Here is a 19067-nt window from a genome sequence, read left to right as displayed (position 1 = left end):
AGGACCGGTACCGTTCGCGCTCATTTCCGATGAGGCACCACTAACCATTACGCGCTCAAAAAACATGAGTCACGTCGGCCGGCGCATCGCGATCCGACGCGCCGGTAGACTATGATGTCGGTAGCCAACGATTGAGGAGAACCAACGAAATGACCATTGCCGCGACCGACCGTGTGCTGTCGGTGACCCTGCGCATCGCCCGTTTCACCCCCAAGCCCGAGCGTGCGGGGCGTCGTCGCGGCGGCAGCCCATTCGGCTCGAAGTCGCCGTTCGGCGGGTCGAACGCCGGCGCCCGGTCGAATCGTGTGCGTGGCAGGCGCTGGACACAGGACTACACCGTAAGCGCGCACGCCAGCGATTCCGTGCTCGACTGCCTGCTGTCGGTGAAACGCGAGCAGGATCCCTCCCTGGCGTTCCGGTACTCGTGCGGCCACGGGATGTGCGGATCCGACGCAGTGGCCATCAACGGCACCCCCACGCTGCTGTGCACGGCGAAGATCCGCGACTGGGTGAAGCCGGATTCCCCCGAATTCGCCAACGAGGACGGCTTCCGCCCCACCGGAGAGCCGCTGGACTCCTCCGACCGCGCCATCGATCTCGACGCACTCGACCCCGACACCCCGCTGGTCATCGAGCTGGCCGCATTGCCGGGTTTCCCGACCCGCCGGGACCTCATCGCCGACATCGATCCCATGCTCGACCAGATTCGTCGTCTCAAGCCGTATCTTCAGGCGTCCGGCGAATTGAAGACCGCCCCGAACGGCAAGGTCGACGCGTTCGAATATCTGCAGAACCCCGAGCAGCTGAAGCGCTACGAACTGCTCAGCAACTGCATCGCCTGCGGCGTGTGCGAAGGCAGCTGCCCGGTCTATGCCGGCGGCGAGGCCTTCGTCGGCCCGGCCGCCATGATCCTCTCCTCGCGGTTCCTCAACGATTCCCGAGACGGGGCAGGCAGGGAACGTCTTGAGGCGCTGATGGGGCCGGACGGATCCGCGGCATGCCAGTCCGTGCGCGCCTGCTCAATGCATTGTCCGAAAGGCATCGACGTGGGCGAGGAACTGTGGCAGACGATTCAGAAGGTCGATGCGGCCAAGGCGGCGCTGCAGTGACGATGAACAGAAGGGAATTCACCAATATCGCCAAGGGTTGGGAGTTCATCGAGAACGCCGCCCTGGTCAACGAATCCGACGACCTCACCCGGCTTCGTGAACAGGCCGGGGAGACGGGCTTTACCCCGGGGTCGGCGTCTCAGGCCGATTTTCTGGCCTTCGAGGCGCGACAGCTCGATGCCCGTTCCGTCATCATCCTCGGCACCGGCGCCATCATGGAGTCGTTGCATCTCATGGCCGGACTTGACCGGTTGCCGGACGCCGACGCACGGCAGCTCACCGTGGTGGACTCCCTGGCGGCGGGCGCGTCGGCGATCCGCGAAATCATAAGCGGGATGCGCTTCGATGTAAGGCTGCGCATCGTCAATGCCAAGGCGGATGTGTTCCTCCCCCGGCTCAACGACGACGACTATGACCTGGTCATCATCTCCGGGGACGAGCAGAACTACGCGGATGCATACGACCAGGCGCATCGCCTGCTCCGCGCCGGCGGGGTCCTGATGCTGTGCGACGCTCTGGCGTTGGAGAACGCCGATTCCCGCGGAGGACTGCTCAACCCGTCCGACCGCTGCGGCAAAGCGACCCGCATGCGTCAGCTCATCGATTTCGCCATGGCCGACGAACGGTTCTCCTCAAGCGTCGTCCCCATCGGGACCGGCATGATCCTCAGCCTCAAGCTGCCGGAGCAGGCATAGGCCGCCGTTCCGCTTCCCCGAACAGTCGGTATCCGACAGTCAGTGCCCGAACAGTCGGTATCCTAGCCGTCAGTATCCGATCAGATGCGTGGCGTATTCGACCGCTTCGTCGGGATCGTCGGTGAGGGTGACGAGATTCGGGTCAAGCGCCGAGATCATGCCCCGGTCGGCAAGCGTGCCGTTGATCCAGTCGAACAGCCCCTTCCAGTATTCCGTGTCGAACAGCACGATCGGCATGGTGGTGACCTTGTGGGTCTGCACCAGCGTGAGAACCTCGAACATCTCGTCCAACGTGCCGAAACCGCCCGGGCATACAATCACCCCGGACGAGTATTTGACGAACATGGTCTTGCGCACGAAGAAATACCGGAACGTCATGCCGAGATTCACATAGTTGTTCAGTCCCTGCTCGTGCGGCAGCTCTATGCCCAATCCTACCGACTTGCCTCCGGCCAGCGACGCGCCCCTGTTCGCGGCCTCCATGATGCCCGGTCCGCCTCCCGTGATCGTGGCCACGCCGCGTTCCGCCAGCAGCTTGCCCATGCGCCGAGCCGCCTTGTATGCGGGTTCGCTGCGCTTGGTGCGGGCCGAACCGAACACGGTGACCGCGGGCCCCACCTCGGCCAGGGCGCCGAATCCATCGACGAATTCCGCCTGGATCCGCAGCACCCGCCACGGGTCCATATGCAGCCAGTCCGTACGGTCGTCACGCCGCAGCAGGTTGCCGCTGGTGGTGTCCTTCGGGATCATCGATCCGCGCATCACCACCGGCCCACGGTAGTAGGTGCCGCCCAGCGGGGAGCTCTTCTCGCCCGTGGTCTCGGGGACGTCCATGCCATTGTCGGCGACCGTCGCCGCATCATGCTCCCGGTCGGTGAGGTTCCTGCGCTTGAGGGCCTTGTCCTTCTTCTTGGCGGCCTGCACGTCGTCGCGCTCGCGCATACCCTTCGCTTTCTTCCCTTCGCTCTTCCTGACGAGTCTCGCCATATGTCACACTCCTTGCCGACTGCTCAATAGCCTAACAGGACTGCCGGCGGACGACGGGGGACGCCGTTGCCGTCCATGGCGGAATTCCCCGTGAATTAACACGTCATTCACGTATGCGGGAACGGCCCACGGCTGGCATCGTCCGGAGCCGGTCCGGAGCCGGAGGAGCGTCACCTGCCCGGATGCCTGCGCTTCGGGGTACGGGCATGATGCTGCTTTTTGGCCTGATGCCCCTTCTCGCCGCCCCTGCGGAATATACCGAGCCGCCGGCGCATGCGGCGTGCCGGCTTCGCGCCGGCGGCCTCCTCTGCACCGTCCTGCGGATCGGATGGGTCCTGCGCGTGGCGGGCCTTGTATCTTGCCACCGCCTCGGGGCTCAGATCGCTCATCGATATGGTCACGGACCCATCGGCGAGCACCTGCTCCACATCGATGTCCCTGCTGCCGGCGGCCTTCCGTGCCGCCTCGGCGATCTCGCGATCGGCGTTGAGCTCCCGGTACCGCCGTGCCTGCCGGCTGAGCAGCACTCCCGACACCGCCGCAGACAGCAGCGAGCCGACCAGAACGCCGAACCGCGCCTCACCGGAAAGCTCCGAATCGGCATAGGCCAGCGACGCGATGAGGAAGGACACGGTGAATCCGATGCCGCATGCGCATGCCGCGGGAAACAGATCCCGCACCTTCAGTCCCTTGGCCAGGTTGAGTCCCGCCAGATGGGTGGAGATCCATGCGGTGGCCATGATGCCGATCGGCTTGCCTGCCACCAGGGCGATGACGATGCCCAGCACCACGGGCGAGACCAGCATCCTCGGGCTGAGCGCCTCGAAACGCACGCCCGTGGCGAACAGGGCGAAGATCGGCAACGCCAGCAGCGCCGAGAACGGCTGGAGCTTGTCCTTGTACCGTTCCGCGCGGGGCGTGGACTCCCCGTACATCTCCCGGGCGGGGGTCAGCAGTCCGACGAGCACGCCGGCAAGCGTCGGATGCACGCCCGCCTCGAACATCATCACCCACGCCAGAATGCCCACGACCGCGACGAGCGGCCACGGCACATGACGACGTTTGACGAGGACGGACCATATGGCGGCGCATACGATGATGCCGACGAACCAGTACCAGTCGTTGAGCGATGAGAAGAACACGGCGATGATGATGACAGCGAGCAGGTCGTCCACCGTGGCGAGGGTCATGAGGAACGCGCGGATAGAACCGGGCAGCCCTTTGGCGAACAACGCCAGCACCGCCAGGGAGAAGGCGATGTCCGTGGCCATCGGGACCGCCCATCCCTGCGCGATCTCCGTGGAGGGCAGGACGCTCCCCGTGGCGATCACCGCGTTGCCGACGCCGCCGGGACCGAAGTATGAGAACAGCGTGGAGACCAGAAGGAACAGCAGCGGGGGAACGACCATGCCGCCCACCGCGCAGGCCATGGGCACAGCCGCTGCGCGCGGATTCGACAGCGAGCCGGTGGTCAGCTCCTGCTTGAGGTCCAGTCCCACCACAAGAAAGAACACGGTGAGCAGGCCGTCCTGGGCCCAATGCCCGATCGGCAGGTCGAGGTTCGTGGAGGGTATGCCCACGTGATATTCCGCAATCGCCTCGAACACATGCGCACTGGCGGGTATGTTGGCGAGCAGCAGTCCCGCCAGGGCGAATCCGAGCATCACCAGTCCGGAGACTTTGTCCGATGCCGCGATGCGATTGATCCTCCCCCATGCGGTCGTGACGGCTGCCTTGGCCATGTGCGCTCCTCCCTGTCGATTTCATCCAGCATGGCATTTTGTCTTAACATTTTCCGAACACGAGACCCGTCATTCCAAGGAAAAATAGCGCGACACGCCGATATTGCATCATTGCATTCATGGCGATATATTTATCGAGTTGCCTGTTTAGGCAATATGCGCCAGTAGCCCAATGGATTAGAGCATCTGACTACGGATCAGAAGGTTGCAGGTTCGAATCCTGTCTGGCGCACCATTGCTGCCGTGATATCCGATGGATATCACGGTTTTTCATATCTACAGCTTTTTTCATATCCACAGCGGCGTCCACCATAATGACGTCCACCACAGCGACGACGCCTATCCCGGCAACGACATGCCCCGGCACGGATGTATGCCGGGGCATGAATCACCATTGCACGGCATACGCCTCGGAACCGTCGTCAAGGACGATGCCCCGGCGAATCATCTCCACGCCGGCGATGTTCCTGATGAACGACTGGTTCATCGGATCGAGCGTCTCGAACACATCCGTCAGCGTGTCGTCATCGACGTTCGACAACAGATCGGCGACTGCGGCGGTGTTGCCTCCGATGTAGTCCAGCTCGGCCATGATGTCCATACGATCCTCCTCGCCCCGATACATCACCCAGCCCGCGAAGCATTTCACCGGCGTATTCTAGCACCACGCGAACCGTATGACGATCTCCCCGCGTGTGGCATGCTCGCGCAAGGGGTATGACGCCCGCCGCCAATGCGGCCGTCTTTCAACAGCCTACAGAAAAATGAGGACTATAGTCCGTGGACTGATATGCCCATGTCGTGGACCATATCCATATGACCAATAATTCCTCGCTTCCCGCTCTCCGTCGCAGGGCCTTCGGCATGGCCGTGGTCCAACTGCGCAACGCCCGCCATCTCAGCCAGGAACGCCTGGCCCAACTGGCCGGAATAGACCGATCCTACATGGGACGCATCGAACGTGGCGAACGTTCGGTGGGATATGACAAGATATGGGCGATCGGCGACGCGCTCGACGTCAGCTTCCTGGAACTCGCCCAGCAGATGCAGATCGAGTTCCAGGTACTGCAGCGCGAACTCGACGTGACCGCACGATAGTCGCGTGGGGCGGCGTCATTCCGCCGCCCCATGCGCGTCCCACTGTTTTCTCGGAATCAGTCCATGAGGATCTTCGACATCGGCATCGCCGAATCGATGGGGAAACCGGGGCTGCTCGGACCGACGCCCGCCTCGACGAGATTGACGCCGAGCATGGCCACCATGGCGCCGTTGTCGGTGCACAACCCGATTCGCGGTATGCGCACCTGAACCCCGTTGTCCTCACCGACCTCGGCCAGCTTCGTACGCAGCTGCGAGTTCGCGGAGAAGCCTCCGCCGACGATCAGCGTCCGCGAATCGAACCGACGGCATCCGTTGATGGCCTTCTTCGCCAACACCGAGGCGACGGAATCCGCCAGGGACGCGCATACGTCGTCCACCGGGATCTCGTTGCCGAGGGCCCGCTGCTCCTCTATCCACCGGGCCACCGCGGTCTTGACGCCCGAGAAGCTGAAATCGTATGGATGCCGCGCCGCCGCCTTGCCCTGGGTGAGGCCCTGCGGGACCCGGATGGCGCGGGGGTCGCCCAGCCGCGCGTGACGGTCGATGTGGGGGCCTCCCGGATAGGGGAATCCAAGCAGACGCGCCACCTTGTCGAAGCACTCCCCCGCCGCGTCGTCCAACGTGGTGCCGACCACGTCGACGTGACGGGCCACATCCCTCACATGCAGCAGCGACGTATGGCCGCCCGAGACGATGAGCGCCAGCGTGTCGTCGGGAAACGGGCCGAACTGCAGCTGGGTGACCGCGATGTGTCCGATGACGTGGTTGACGCCGTACAGGGGCTTGTTCGCCGCATAGGCGAGCGCCTTGGCGCCGGACACGCCGACGGCGAGACATCCAGCCAGACCGGGGCCCGCGGAGACGGCGATGGCGTCCACGTCGGAGAGTTCAAGACCGGCGTCGGCAAGCGCCTTCCCCACCACCGGGACGAAGGCCTCCGCATGCGCGCGCGAGGCGATTTCCGGAATCACGCCGCCGTACCGGGCGTGTTCGTTCATGGATGACGCGACGACGTTGGACCGCAGCGTACGTCCCTGGACGATTGCGGCCGCTGTTTCGTCGCAGGTGGATTCGATGCCCAGTACGATCGGTTCGCTCATAGGTTCCTCTCCCCGCTGACGTGCGCCGCCGGCCGGAATCCGACGACGCGTTCCTTCAATTCCAATGCCATGACATAGGCGTCCACGCCTTCCGGCTGATAATACCGGCGTCGCAGTCCGATGCGTTCGAATCCAAGACGCCGGTACAGGCCCAGGGCGGCGGTGTTGTCCACCCGCACCTCCAGCAGCATACGGTTCGCTCCCTGACGGCAGGCCTCGTCGACGAGCGCGTTCATCAGCCGCCATGCGATGCCCCTTCGCTGACAGGGGCGGCGTACGCCCACGTCCATGATCTCCGCATCGTCGCCGTCGTACCAGAAGCCGGCGAATCCGCGGATGTCCGACGCCTGCACCTGCCCCCCGGAGGACTCCTCGTCCGCATCCTCCGTCTCGAACAGATAGGTGCGTGCGGGGGCGTCGAGTTCCTGCCGTATCGCACTCTCGCTCCACGCGTGGGCGCCGAACAGCTCGGTCTCCATGTCCCGGAACGCCGTGACCGCGGTCTCGCGGTCCAGCTCGTCCAGACGATGCAGCATCATGCGGTCCTTTCGGCGCCGGCATGGTTGAGCACATGCTTGAGCGGATTCGGCACGGACACGTCCGGACGCCTCAGGTACAGCGGCTCGACCGGCGTTTCCGGATTGCGTTCATGGGCGAGCAGCGCGTCGGACGCGAAGACGGAAAGCCCCTGTTCGCCGCCGTCGAACACCGATTCATCGACGATGTCGCCCACATGTTCGATCGCGGACAGTGCATCGGCGTATCGGGCGGCGCCGTGGCCGACGACGTCGACGACCACGTCGACTCCCGCCCGTTCCCGCCAGGCCCTCACCGCGGCGTTCACCCGTTCCACGATGGATGCCGGATAGTCGATGTCCATGTCGATGATCGGACGCGACGGCATCGCATCGCGGTTGCCGTCTGCCGACGGATCGTCGCACAATGCGAAGTACAGCTGCCTGCGGCGTGCGTCGTTCACGGCGAGCGTGAGCGTATGCCGTGTCCCCGGATCGTTGGATGTGCCGTCCTTGCCGCGTCGGATGAGATTCCACTGCGCCTGCGGTTCGAGCACGTTGCGGCCGATGAGTTCCGCCCCGGTGGCGAAGGCGAGCGCCTTGGCGGTGACGATGCCGGCGCGCAGGCCGGTGAACGGCGCCGGGCCGACGCCGACCACGATGGTCTTGATGTCCGCGGGGGTGGCCCCGGCCGCGTCCACGACATGCGCGATGTTGTTCCGCAGTCGTTCGACGTGCGTGCGAGAATCGGTTTCGACCATCGGCTCATGGCCCACTATGCCGACCGTCGACCCGTATGAGGTGTCGATCACCAGCGTGCATCCCATTATGTCTCTCCTTGCTACGACCTGTAAGAGTCTACAACGCGGAGCCCATCCGCCTCTCCCACGCGTCGCCCACGGGTATGAGGGTGACGATGCGGACGCCGTCGCTGGTCAGCTCCGCGTCCGGGTCGGCATCACGCCCATCCGCATCCAGTGGACGGTCGATGTGGATCTCCAACCGTTCCGGGGCCAATGCCGCGACCATCTGCTCTCCCCATTCCATGAGCACGACGGTGTCGTCGCTGGGATCCTCAAGCTCTTCGTCCAGTCCCAGGGATTCGAGCTCGTCGAGCAGCCTGCCCACGGCGTCCTGGCCGGGGGCGTATGCGCTGCCTCCCAGACGGTAGGCGTCCACGTGCACCAGATGGGCCGGCGACCCGTCGCCGAAACGCCCCTCCAGTTCGCGGGCTATGGTGAACGTGGGCGAGACGATGGGCTCGGTGATGCCGAGGCCGGCGCCGAATCCCTGGGCGAAGGTGGTTTTGCCAGCGCCGAGCGGGCCCGACAGCAGTAGTACGTCGCCTCCCCGCACCATGGACGCCACGCGGCGCCCCACCCTGCGCATGTCCTCCGCGGTGCGTGCGGTGGCCGTTCGTTCTCCGGTCATGTCAGTTCCGTCCTTTCGCCGCTATGGTCTCGATGGCCCGTTCCAAGGCATAGACCTGGTCTCCCCCGTTGGTCTTGCTTTGCTCGTCCGCCCATGCGAGCATCCCGATGCAACGCCTCATGCCGTCGGACGACCATCCGGAGAGCTGCCTGCCGGCGTTCTTCAGCACCCACGGGTTGATGTTCGCCTCCGCTTGGCTGATCGTGCCGACGCGCACGGCGGACGCCTTGGCCATGGTGCGCAGCTTCATGGCGAGCGCGCCGATCAGGGCTATGGGATCGGTGCCTTGGGCGATGGCGGAACGCATGGCCACGATCGCCTCGGCGGCACGCCCCTCCACGGCCTTGTCGGCGACGGCGAATCCGGTGACCTGGGGGCTTGCGGTGAGATACTGGTTCACCCGGTCAACGCCGATGGGGTCGTCGTCGAAGTCGAAGCACAGCTGGGCGCACATGGCGGAGAGCTCGCCCGTTCTGCCGCCGAGCACGTTCACCAGCTGCTGCGCCGCGACGGGGTCGACGCGTCTGCCCCTCCGCTCGAAGCACTGGTACACGTAGTTGATTTTGGCGTCGGCCTTCTTCAGGTCGGGGACCTGCACCACGTCCGCCCCCGCTCTCTTGAGCGCGTCGACGATGCGTTTGCCCTTCATGCCGCCTTCATGCCGGCAGACCAGCACAGTGGGGCATCCGGCATCGCCGTCGCAGTGTTTCAGGTAGTCGACCATGGCGTCGCCCAGCCTGTCGTCGGCGCTTTGCAGGTTGTCGATCCTGACCACGGCGGCGTCGGACAGCAGCGACGGGCTGACGGCCTCGTCGAAGGCGTAGACGTCGCATGAGGCCGCGTCGAGTTCGATGAGCTCCGCGTCGGGTCTGCGTTCGCATGCCTGGTGACACAGGTCCTTCACGGTCTGCTCGTTGAGGAACCCGTCGCCGCCGAACACGATGCTCATGGGGGAATTCCGATGTGACGCTGATGCTGGCATGAATCCTAATCTTCCGTCAATGCTGGACATCGAACAGCATGGCGCATGTCTCACGCCACCATGCCCTCCACCGTGACATCGGCGTGGCCCGGTATGGCGTTCCCACCGATTCATGGGGCGAGGCGCCGACGTCGGACGGTCCGGGGCGCCCGATGGCTCGTATGGCTCCCGCAATCGCCACGACGACGGCCATGCAGGCCAGCTCCGACACTATCATGGCGACCGCACCGGCCGCGCCGTCCGGCCATACCAGTGTGCCGAAGGGGGCCGAACCCAGCAGGGTGGCGCACCGTTCAAGCGCCGCCGTGCCCAGGGACGCCACGAGGACCAGCCCATGTCCGAGCCAGGGCACGGCCCACGAGACGAGCAATGCGGCGAGGCCGACGATTGTCGTGACGCCCACCACGGGCGCCGTGACCACGTTCGCCGGAACCGCCAGCAACGGCACCTGCGGATTCATCATCACCTGGACGGGCAGGGTGGGAACCTGCGCGCACACCGTCACCGAGATGGCGCCCGCCAACGCCGACGGCAGGAATCCCCGGAGCATGCGGGAGAGCGCGGGGTCAAGCAGTACGATGCCGTACACGGCCGCGCAGGACAGCGCGAACCCGTAGCGGGGCTGGCGAGCAACGCGGCGATCACCGTCCAGTTCAACGACGACAGGGACTGGGCGCGGCGGCCGAGGAACAGCCCGGCCACGCAGACCATGCCCATGGTCGCGGCGCGCAGCACGGAATCCGATGGGTACACCAATGCGACGAGCAGGGCGTATGCGCCGATGATGCAGCCCGCGGCAAGCCGACGGGGCGCGAGGAACCGTGCGCAGCACCGGCGCACAAGCTCCGCGGCCAGGACGAAGTGGCTTCCGGAGACCGCCATGAGATGCATGATTCCCGAACGTTTGAAATCCTCCTCCAGCAGACGCGCGTAGGTGTCGTCCACCGGCGCCGGGCCCTCATCCGTCCGGCGGTGGACGTCCTGGCCGAGCACCCCGATAGTCAGTCCCGGAACAAGTATGCGCCCCTGGTCATCGAGCCTATCGGTCTGGGCGAGGAACGCGTCCTGCATTCTCGTCGCCATGCTCCGCCACCACGACGGCGGCGACGTCTGCACGGCGTCGTCGGCATGCGCTACATCCAGCCAGAACGGCACCGCGCCGAATCGCGCCGTCTTCAGGGTTCCCGAGATCCGGTATGTGGCGCCCTGCCTCCACCGGCATGCCTCGTCATCGGAGAACACCCTTATGGTCGCGTTCGATGGCGCGGCCACGTCCCGGATGAGTATCGTCTTCACCAGCATATCGGTCTGGCAGTCGGCGTCACGCCTGCCGGAGGCCATGACGGGCGTCGTGGCGACCGCGGTCACGGCGACGGGTCCCGACGCGCCGGAGCCCATGAACTCGAAGACCGGGTCGTGGCTCTCCGACAGGCACGAGAGGCCGCCGGAGACCGTGGCTGCGGCGACCGCGACGAGCAGCACCGCCGTATGCCACAGGCATTGCCCGGCTCCGCGGGGGATGATGTCCCGAGGTTCCGCGGACGACGGGCCGCGGGTCAGCATCAGCGCGACGGCGCCTCCCGTAAGGCAGACCACGGTGACGGCCATCACGGCCGCGTCCCAACGTCCCCCCAGGGCGTGCTGGGCAAGCAGCGTGGCCCATATGGCCAGCGCTGCCGGCATCATCCTTCGGTCCACGCTACCCTTCTCCCGTTCGGCGCGCGGCCCGGAGGCCTGCCGGACGTTCATGCTCCGACCGTTACATGGGGCCGAATCTTCTCCAGGGTCTTCGCGCCGATGCCCGGCACGTCAAGCAGCTCGTCGACGTTGGAGAACCTGCCGTTCCGGGTGCGGTGGTCGAGTATCTTCCGCGCCGTCACCGGCCCGATGCCGTTGATGGTCTCCAGCTGCTCCGCTGTGGCTGTATTGAGGTCTATGGCGGCCGACGTTCCCCCGACGGTGGCCGAGGCCGATGGGTCGGAGGACGGGGATGGGCTTGCGGCCGGTGAGGAAGACGCCGATTGCGATGCCGCCGATTGTGATGCCGCCGACGAGGCCGGGGACCGCGGCGACGCCGAGCCCGACGGATCGGCCGGAGACACCGATGACTCCGTCGACGCTGCGCCCGTCCCATCCACAGCCATGATGTCCACGTGCCTTGTCTGTTGGGCCAGCATGGTGAGGCTGACGCTGAGCACGAATGCAAGGACCAGGATGATGACGGCGGCGCGTCGGCCGTCGAGCGTCAGCCTTGCGGCGTTGCGTGACGTATGCCTGTCCAGCAGCTCCTCGGCGCCGTGGTCGTCCGGAGACACCCCCGACAGCATGGACAGCATCAATGACGGTTTCGGTGAGGAGTCGCCGCTGGAGGGGAGGCGACCTCCCCCGGAACGTCGTCCGGGCAATGGCGGATTCCCCTGGGAGGCCGTCTCGGAGGCCCCCATGTCGTCATCGAACGCCGCATGGTCCACGCCGAGGTCGGACGGCAGCGGCACCATGGTGACCGGCAGGTACGGCAGCGGAACGGTTGTCTTGTTTTCGGACATGCCTCCACTATGGACGGCCCGGCGCTTCCCCGACGACCGTCATGGGGAATGTGGACGGATGGACCACCCCCGATGCGTCGATGTGGACGGCCGGTCGTCCATCCACATCTCCACATCGACGATGGCCACAGGCCGTCCGCATGCATCGTTCACCGGCTTTCGCTGCGCAGGATTCCCGGAGGAATCCTGCGTGTCACTTGGCCGGGACCACGGAGACGATCTTCGGGGCCTTGACGATGACCTTGCGTGGCGGCTCGCCGCCGAGACGTTCCTGTACGGAGGGCAGGGCGAGGGCGAGCTTCTCAAGCTCGTCGGCCGTGATGTCGGGGCTCACTTCGAGCTTGCCGCGGATCTTGCCCTTCACCTGCACGACGGCGGTGACGGTGTCCTGGCCGACGTAGCGTTCGTCGGCGACCGGCCACGGCGCATGCGCCAGGGACTTTCCGTGGCCCAGCCTGCGCCACAGCTCCTCGCAGATATGGGGGGAGATGGGCGAGAGCATGAGGATCAGCGGCTCCACCGCGGCACGCGGCACGGCGGGCAGCGAGGTGAGGTGGTTGTTGAGCACGATGAGCTTGGAGATGGCGGTGTTCGGCCGCATGTTCTCCATCTCCACGGTCACGTCGGCGATCGTGTTGTTGAGGAGCTTGAGCGTCTTGACGTCCGGGGCGTCCTCGCTGACATGCGTCTCGCCGGTGTTTTCGTCGACGACGTTTCGCCACAGGCGCTGCAGGAAGCGCATGCCGCCGACCACGTTGCGCGTGTTCCACGGGCGGGACTCGTCCAGCGGCCCCATGCTCATCTCGTACAGGCGGAAGGTGTCCGCGCCATAGTTCTCGTACATGTAGTCCGGGGTGACGATGTTCTTGAGGCTCTTGCCCATCTTGCCGAACTCGCGGTTGGCGTGCTCGCCGTGCCAGGTGAACGTGGGTTCGCCGTCGAGGCCGGCCGGCCCCTCCTCGACCTCGTCCGCCGGCACATACTGTCCGCGGTCGTCGGTGTAGGCGTACGCCTGGATCATGCCCTGGTTGAACAGCTTGTGGAACGGCTCGGCGGACTCCACATAGCCCAGATCGAAGAGGATCTTGTGCCAGAAGCGCGAGTACAGCAGGTGGAGCACGGCGTGCTCGACGCCTCCGATGTACAGGTCCACGCCGCCTTCGGCACCGGAATACCTGTTGTGGTTCGGACCCATCCAGTAGTCGAACTCGTCCTTCTCGACCATGTGGGCCGTGTCGGTCGGGTCGATGTAGCGCATGTAGTACCAGCAGGAGCCGGCCCAGTTCGGCATCGTGTTGGTGTCTCGGTAGTAGGTCTTCGGCCCGTCGCCGAGGTCGAGCTCGACCTTGACCCAGTCCTCGTTGCGGCTCAGCGGGGCCTCCGGGTTGGATTCGGCGTCCATCGGGTCGAAGGTGCGGGGCTGGTAGTCGGGCACGTCCGGCAGGCCGATCGGCAGCATGGAGTCGGGCAGCAGGTGCGGGGTGCCGTCCTCGCCGTAGACGATCGGGAAGGGCTCGCCCCAGTAGCGCTGGCGGGAGAACAGCCAGTCGCGCAGCCTGTAGGAGACGGTGCCTTTGCCCACTCCGGCGGCTTCGAGCCACGCGTTGACCTTGGCGATGGCGTCGTCCACGCGCAGGCCGTCGAGGGAGAGCGCGTCGCCCTTGGCCTTGGTGGCTTCGACGGAGGAGTTGATGACGATGCCGTCGTGGGAGACGAACGGGGCCTTGCCCTCGTAGTTGGCGAGGTCGTCGCCGGATTCGGGCAGCGGCTTGACGGTGTAGATGACCGGCAGGCCGAACTTGACGGCGAAGTCGTAGTCGCGCTGGTCTCCGCCAGGCACGGCCATGATCGCGCCGGTGCCGTAGTCCATAAGCACGTAGTCGGCGGTGAACAGCGGCAGCTTCGCGCCGGTGATCGGGTTGACGGCGTACAGGCCGGTGAACAGGCCGGTCTTCTCGCCCGCCTCGTCGACGCGGTCCTTCGCGGTCTTCGATTCGGCGGCGAGACGATACGCCTTCACGGCCTCGACCGGGGTGGCGTAGCCGCCCTTCCAATCCTCGGGGGTTCCGGCAGGCCATTCGGCGGGCACGTCCTCAAGCAGATGGTGCTCCGGGGAGACGACGGCGAAGGTGGTGCCGAACAGGGTGTCGGGACGGGTGGTGTAGATCTCCATGTCCTTGACGCCGGCCGGGGTCTCCACCTCGAAGTGCACGGACGCGCCGTGGCTTTCGCCGATCCAGTTGCGCTGCATGAGCTTGACCTTCTCCGGCCAGTCGATGCCGTCGAGGTCCTCGATGAGGCGGTGGCCGTACTTGGTGATGCGCATCGACCACTGGCGCAGCTCACGCTGGAAGACCGGGAAGTTGCCGCGCTCGGACTTGCCTTCGGCGGTGACCTCCTCGTTGGCGAGCACCGTGCCGAGGCCCGGGCACCAGTTGACCGGGGACTTGGAGATGTAGGCGAGGCGGAAGTCGTTGAGGATGTCCTGCCGTTCGGCGTCGGTGAGCTGGTCCCATGCCTTGCCGTCCGTCTCGTGGCCGGGGATGGCCTTCTCGCCGTTCTCGAACTTGGCTACAAGCTCGGAGATCGGGCGGGCGGACCCCTTCGTGCCGGACGGGTTGGTGGCGTCGTCGTCGTACCAGGAGTCATAGATGCGGGAGAAGATCCACTGGGTCCATCGTACGTAGCCGGGGTCGATGGTGGCGAAGGTGCGGCGGTTGTCGAAGCTCAGGCCCATACGGTGCAGCTGGCGTGACATGTTGGCGATGTTCTGCTCGGTGGTGATGCGCGGGTGCTGCCCGGTCTGCACGGCGTACTGCTCGGCGGGCAGGCCGAAGGCGTCGTAGCCCATGGCATGCAGGACGTTCTCGCCCTTCATGCGGTGGTAGCGGGAGACCACGTCGGAGGCGAGGTAGCCGAGCGGATGGCCCACATGCAGGCCCTTGCCGGACGGGTAGGGGAACATGTCCATGGCGAAGTAGGAGGGGCGTCCCTCCGCGTTGCGGCCTTCGCCGTCCTTGAGGTCGCCGTTCACGTTGGCGGCCCAGAACGTACCTTCGTCGTCCCAGCGCTTCTGCCAGTCCTCTTCGATCTTCTGTGCCAAGGCGGCGTTGTAGCGGAAGGCGGGCTCCCCGTTTCCGTCGTGCTGCACGTCCTTCACATCGGTAGCGTCCTGCGCCATGATGCTCCTTTTTGTTCAACGGACTCCATGTAACAGGGGCAATTATCGCCAAACATGCGGACACGCCGCGGAGGGACGTCCAGTTAGTGAACGTCGCCCAGGGTGCTGCGGTATGCGCGGTCCCATGAGCCGTCGGACTTCATGGCGTCGAGGGCCGCCTTCACCTGTTCGGAGAGACGGTCGCTGCCCTTGCTCAATCCCATGCCGTACCGTCCGCCGGCGTATCCGCCGTCGAGCACGTGCGCACGCGACTGTCCTTCCGACGCGGCCAGCCCCTTCAGCACCGATTTCGGTGCCCCGACGGCATCGACCATTCCGGTGAGCAGCGCGGTCGCGCACTGCGTCGCCCCGGGTTGACCCACCAGCGTCACATGGCCGTGCAGGCGGCGCTGCAGCCGGTCCCCCGTCGTGGAGCCTTCGATGACGCATATCTTGCGTCCGGCGAGGTCGTCGACCGTCGCGATGTCCGTGTCCTCCTTCAACGCCATCACGCCCTGATCGTCCTCAAGGTACGATCCGGCGAAATCATAGGGGAGGTCCGAGCCCTCGTGACCTGCCGTCAGGCTTTCGTCGTCCACGTACATGCCGGTGACCATATCGACGTCGCCGTCTTCGAGCATCGACTCCCTTCTGGCCTCGGGCGCGTCCTCCCATACGATCTGCCACGGCGCATAGCCGAGTTTGCGGGCCACGTATTCGGCGACCTCCACGTTGAGCCCGCTGTAACGGCTTCCCTTGCGCAGGCCCATGGCCGGCTGGTCGAACGTCACGCCGATCACGATCCGGGGCCCTATGATCTCGCTGGCGCCCAGCGGGGCCTGTCCGCAGGCCCCGAGGGTCGTCGTCATCGCGGTGGCGGCCGGCCCCGCCGCGATCCTGGATGCCAGGGCCTTCCGAACGGCCCTTCGACGCCGTGCCATCCCCATGACGGCGCCCGTCATTTGAACATGCGCGATCGGGTGAGGAACCAGGTCACCAGCGCGGAGACGATAAGCGATATGATGATGATCGCCGCGAAGCCCCATGTCTTGTCGGTCAACGGCATTCCCAACTGGCCTTCGGCGAAGTTCATGCCGTACATCGAGAAAATGAGCGTGGGAATGGACAGCGTGATGGAGATGATGGTGAACACGCGCATCACGTTGTTCAGGTTGTTCGACACCACGGAGGCGAAGGCGTCGGTCATGTTCGCGAGAACGCCGCTGTAGATGTTGGCCATCTCGATGGCCTGCTTGTTCTCGATGATCACGTCCTCAAGCAGGTCCTGGTCGTCGGGATACTGCCGTATCCGGCTGAGCGTGTTGAGCTTCTCCATGACTATCTCGTTCGATTTGAGCGACGTGGTGAAGTAGACCAACGTCTTGCTCAGTTCGAGCAGCATGAGGATCTCGCGGTTCTGCATGGAGTGGCGGAGCTTGAGTTCGAGCTTGTCGCTTTCCCGGTCGATGATGCGCAGGTAGCGCAGATACATGGTGGCGTTGCGGTAGAGGATCTGCAGGATGAACCGGGATTTCATGAACGTGTTGAATCCGCGGATGGTGCCTTCCATGAACGGATGCAGCACCGGGGTGTCCTGCATGCAGACGGTGATGATGATGTCGTCGACGATGATGATCGACAACGGGATGGTCTCGTACCAGTCACGTCCGCCGCGTTCCTCCACGGTCGGGATGTCGACGATGATCATCGTGTAGTTGTCCTCGACGTCCACGCGCGACCGCTCCTCGTCATCCAGCGGGGCGCGCAGATCGGCCAGATCGATGCTGCACGCCTCCGCGACGGTGGCCAGCTCGACATCGGTGGGCTCACTGAGGCATATCCACGATCCCGGCGTGGGTTTCTCGATCTGCTCGACCTGGCCGTTCACCGTGCTAAACGTTCTCATCATCGTCCGTCACCTGCCTTGTGCCCTTCAATCGTGGTGGCATGTCCTACGCTGTCGCCGAATCCGTTCCGTCTGACCCAGGCTGCCAAGGACCCACATCAAGGATAGTCCACGTCGGGACTTCATACGCCGTGGCACGTCCTCATATGCGCGGACGGACCGTTGCCGTCGGAACGTCGATGCCCGTATCCGATGCCCGTACTCGATCGCCACGGCCGGATCGATTCCGCCGAGGAACATGTGTGATATGGAAAAACCGGAACCCAAATGGATTCCGGTTTATGATAATCGTGGAGCTAGGGGGATTCGAACCCCCGACCCCCTCCATGCCATGGAGATGCGCTACCAGCTGCGCCATAGCCCCGTCGGTCTATCCCGAACAAATGGAAGACCACTTCGCTCGGACCTATGAAATATTACATCGATACGAATCATCGCGCAATGTCGGCGTGTCTCGCTGATGTCACATGTGCTTCAGGACGGTGCTTCAGGACGCGACGCCGTCTCCGGATCCGTTTCCGAGGAGGAAAAAGACCCGAAGACGCCGCTGGTCCCTTCGGCATCGCCTGTCCGATTCGATGAGGTACGGTTCGTTCAGTTGGCGGAACCGTCGGAGCCGGAACCCGTCGTTCCGTCCCCGGTGGCATTGCCGGTGGAGCCGGTGCCGCTTTCGGTGCCGCCGGTGGAGTTCGAGCCGTTGTTCGTGCCCGTGTTCCCACTGGTGCCGTTCTCCGACCCGGTGGTGCCCGAGCCGTTGTTCGTCGTGTCGCCGCCGGTGGTGCTCGACGTGCCGGAATCGGAACCGGTGGAGTTCGAGCCGTTGTTCGTTGTATCGCCGCCGGTGGTGCTCGACGTGCCGGAATCGGAACCGGTTGAGCCGTTCCCCGAATCGTCCGTCGTGTCCGAACCGTTGCTCTGCGTGGTCGGCTGGTCGGTCGCGGTTTGCTGGGGCGTCGGCGTCACGCCCTGCGTCTGTTGCGGACTCGGCGTCGTGGTCTGCGTGGTCTGAACCGACTTCGGCAGGTTGCGCTTGACCACATCATCGGTGCCCTGGCCGCCGGTAAAGGCCAGGATGAGCGCCGACGTCACGCCCACGGCGATCAATGCGGCCGCGATGGTGATGGCGAGGGCCTTCCTGCGCGTCTTCGCATCCATGCCGGCACCATTTCGCGCGTCGGCATGATGGGCACCCTGGGACACGGTCCCCGACGCCGAACGTGGGGCGAATGACGCCGGGGCGGTGGATTTCGTCTCCGAGGCCGCTCCCCCGGCGACGGCGGGCATGACGGACGTCGAGCCGTCGGCGGCATCGGACGCGTCCGCGGGAACCGCGGGCATGACGCGCGTGGCCCCCGACGCATCGGCTTCGGAGGACGTCACCGGCGGCATGACCCGCGTTCCGCCGTCATCGACGGGATGCATGACCGAGGTGCCGCCATCCGTCGCGGACATATCCTCCACGGCGTCGGAATGCATGACGACCGGCCCCATGGTCCTGGTGGCCGCCTTGGCGGCCGCACCCGATCCGCCGGCGATGCGTGGCCTGCGCTCCTTCTGAGGCTCGCCGGCGGCATCAGGGCCGCCCACCCATTCCACCTTCTCCTGGATCTTCTGGCCGGAGACCTTCAACACGTTCTGGTACAGCTGCGACGATACGGCGGAGACCACCGAACCGACCGCGACGCCGATGACCGAGCCGCCGATACCGATCTTGGCGGACAGCAGGAACGACGTCACCGCGGCAAGGGCGCCTCCGATGATGGGCACAGCCGAAATGTTCGTAAAGAACTTCT

Annotated in this window: 15 protein-coding genes, 2 tRNA genes and 2 pseudogenes; 4 read left to right on the top strand and 15 right to left on the bottom strand. The window is 65.2% G+C overall.

The features are described 5' to 3' along the window. Window positions 1–149: 149 nt before the first annotated feature. Both DF200_RS07655 and DF200_RS07650 read left to right on the top strand, forming a co-directional pair. Complete coding sequence (locus DF200_RS07655; RefSeq protein WP_109137687.1) at window positions 150–1109, top strand: succinate dehydrogenase/fumarate reductase iron-sulfur subunit; 960 nt, start codon at window positions 150–152, stop codon at window positions 1107–1109. Between the two features lie 2 nt (window positions 1110–1111). Further along, a complete protein-coding gene (locus tag DF200_RS07650) occupies window positions 1112–1804 on the top strand; it encodes an O-methyltransferase (RefSeq protein ID WP_241520195.1) in 693 nt (230 codons plus the stop codon). Window positions 1805–1873: 69 nt separating this feature from the next. On the opposite strand, the gene DF200_RS07645 is transcribed toward DF200_RS07650, so the two are convergent. Both DF200_RS07645 and DF200_RS07640 read right to left on the bottom strand, forming a co-directional pair. Then, window positions 1874–2638, bottom strand: coding sequence for an LOG family protein (locus tag DF200_RS07645; RefSeq protein ID WP_241520194.1), 765 nt, complete (start codon window positions 2636–2638; stop codon window positions 1874–1876). A gap of 542 nt (window positions 2639–3180) precedes the next feature. Further along, window positions 3181–4533: pseudogene (locus DF200_RS07640) on the bottom strand (Na+/H+ antiporter NhaA); the annotation flags it as partial. A 158-nt stretch (window positions 4534–4691) separates the two neighbouring features. Here DF200_RS07640 and DF200_RS07635 point away from each other — a divergent pair. Beyond that, window positions 4692–4768, top strand: a tRNA-Arg gene (locus DF200_RS07635). Window positions 4769–4921: 153 nt separating this feature from the next. On the opposite strand, the gene DF200_RS07630 is transcribed toward DF200_RS07635, so the two are convergent. Continuing rightward, entirely contained in the window at window positions 4922–5134 is a 213-nt protein-coding gene (locus DF200_RS07630) for a hypothetical protein (protein WP_109137683.1), read from the bottom strand. Window positions 5135–5349: 215 nt separating this feature from the next. Between DF200_RS07630 and DF200_RS07625 the strand changes: the two genes are divergently transcribed. Then, entirely contained in the window at window positions 5350–5631 is a 282-nt protein-coding gene (locus DF200_RS07625) for a helix-turn-helix domain-containing protein (protein ID WP_109137691.1), read from the top strand. Window positions 5632–5687: 56 nt separating this feature from the next. Here the strand turns inward: DF200_RS07625 and tsaD are convergent, their stop codons facing one another. The 12 genes and pseudogenes from tsaD to DF200_RS07560 form a co-directional block, all read right to left on the bottom strand. Further along, window positions 5688–6734, bottom strand: a complete 1047-nt coding sequence (tsaD, locus tag DF200_RS07620) for a tRNA (adenosine(37)-N6)-threonylcarbamoyltransferase complex transferase subunit TsaD (protein ID WP_109137682.1) — start codon at window positions 6732–6734, stop codon at window positions 5688–5690. Further along, entirely contained in the window at window positions 6731–7270 is a 540-nt protein-coding gene (gene rimI / locus DF200_RS07615) for a ribosomal protein S18-alanine N-acetyltransferase (protein ID WP_109137681.1), read from the bottom strand. Before rimI ends, tsaD begins: the two co-directional genes overlap by 4 nt. Beyond that, window positions 7270–8076, bottom strand: coding sequence for a tRNA (adenosine(37)-N6)-threonylcarbamoyltransferase complex dimerization subunit type 1 TsaB (gene tsaB / locus DF200_RS07610; RefSeq protein WP_109137680.1), 807 nt, complete (start codon window positions 8074–8076; stop codon window positions 7270–7272). Before tsaB ends, rimI begins: the two co-directional genes overlap by 1 nt. A gap of 31 nt (window positions 8077–8107) precedes the next feature. Then, on the bottom strand, window positions 8108–8680 hold the full coding sequence (gene tsaE, locus DF200_RS07605) for a tRNA (adenosine(37)-N6)-threonylcarbamoyltransferase complex ATPase subunit type 1 TsaE (protein WP_109137679.1): 573 nt from the start codon (window positions 8678–8680) through the stop codon (window positions 8108–8110). 1 nt (window position 8681) lies between these two features. Further along, on the bottom strand, window positions 8682–9662 hold the full coding sequence (holA, locus tag DF200_RS07600) for a DNA polymerase III subunit delta (protein ID WP_109137678.1): 981 nt from the start codon (window positions 9660–9662) through the stop codon (window positions 8682–8684). Between the two features lie 16 nt (window positions 9663–9678). Then, a pseudogene (locus DF200_RS07595) lies at window positions 9679–10544 on the bottom strand (ComEC/Rec2 family competence protein). An 863-nt stretch (window positions 10545–11407) separates the two neighbouring features. After that, window positions 11408–12208 (bottom strand): ComEA family DNA-binding protein, encoded by an 801-nt coding sequence (locus DF200_RS07585; protein WP_241520192.1) that lies wholly within the window; start codon window positions 12206–12208, stop codon window positions 11408–11410. Window positions 12209–12401: 193 nt separating this feature from the next. Then, on the bottom strand, window positions 12402–15389 hold the full coding sequence (gene leuS / locus DF200_RS07580; protein ID WP_109137676.1) for a leucine--tRNA ligase: 2988 nt from the start codon (window positions 15387–15389) through the stop codon (window positions 12402–12404). 83 nt (window positions 15390–15472) lie between these two features. Further along, window positions 15473–16315, bottom strand: a complete 843-nt coding sequence (locus DF200_RS07575) for a transporter substrate-binding domain-containing protein (protein WP_158275809.1) — start codon at window positions 16313–16315, stop codon at window positions 15473–15475. A gap of 11 nt (window positions 16316–16326) precedes the next feature. Next, entirely contained in the window at window positions 16327–17277 is a 951-nt protein-coding gene (locus tag DF200_RS07570) for a magnesium transporter CorA family protein (RefSeq protein WP_109137674.1), read from the bottom strand. Between the two features lie 288 nt (window positions 17278–17565). Next, a tRNA-Ala gene (locus DF200_RS07565) sits at window positions 17566–17638 on the bottom strand. Between the two features lie 230 nt (window positions 17639–17868). After that, window positions 17869–19041 (bottom strand): hypothetical protein, encoded by a 1173-nt coding sequence (locus DF200_RS07560; RefSeq protein WP_146192042.1) that lies wholly within the window; start codon window positions 19039–19041, stop codon window positions 17869–17871. Window positions 19042–19067 lie beyond the last annotated feature (26 nt).

It is taken from the genome of Bifidobacterium catulorum, assembly GCF_003129925.1.
Taxonomy (GTDB): Bacteria; Actinomycetota; Actinomycetes; order Actinomycetales; family Bifidobacteriaceae; genus Galliscardovia; species Galliscardovia catulorum.
Note: the sequence above shows the minus strand (reverse complement) of the source record. Positions and strands in the feature narration are given on the sequence as shown.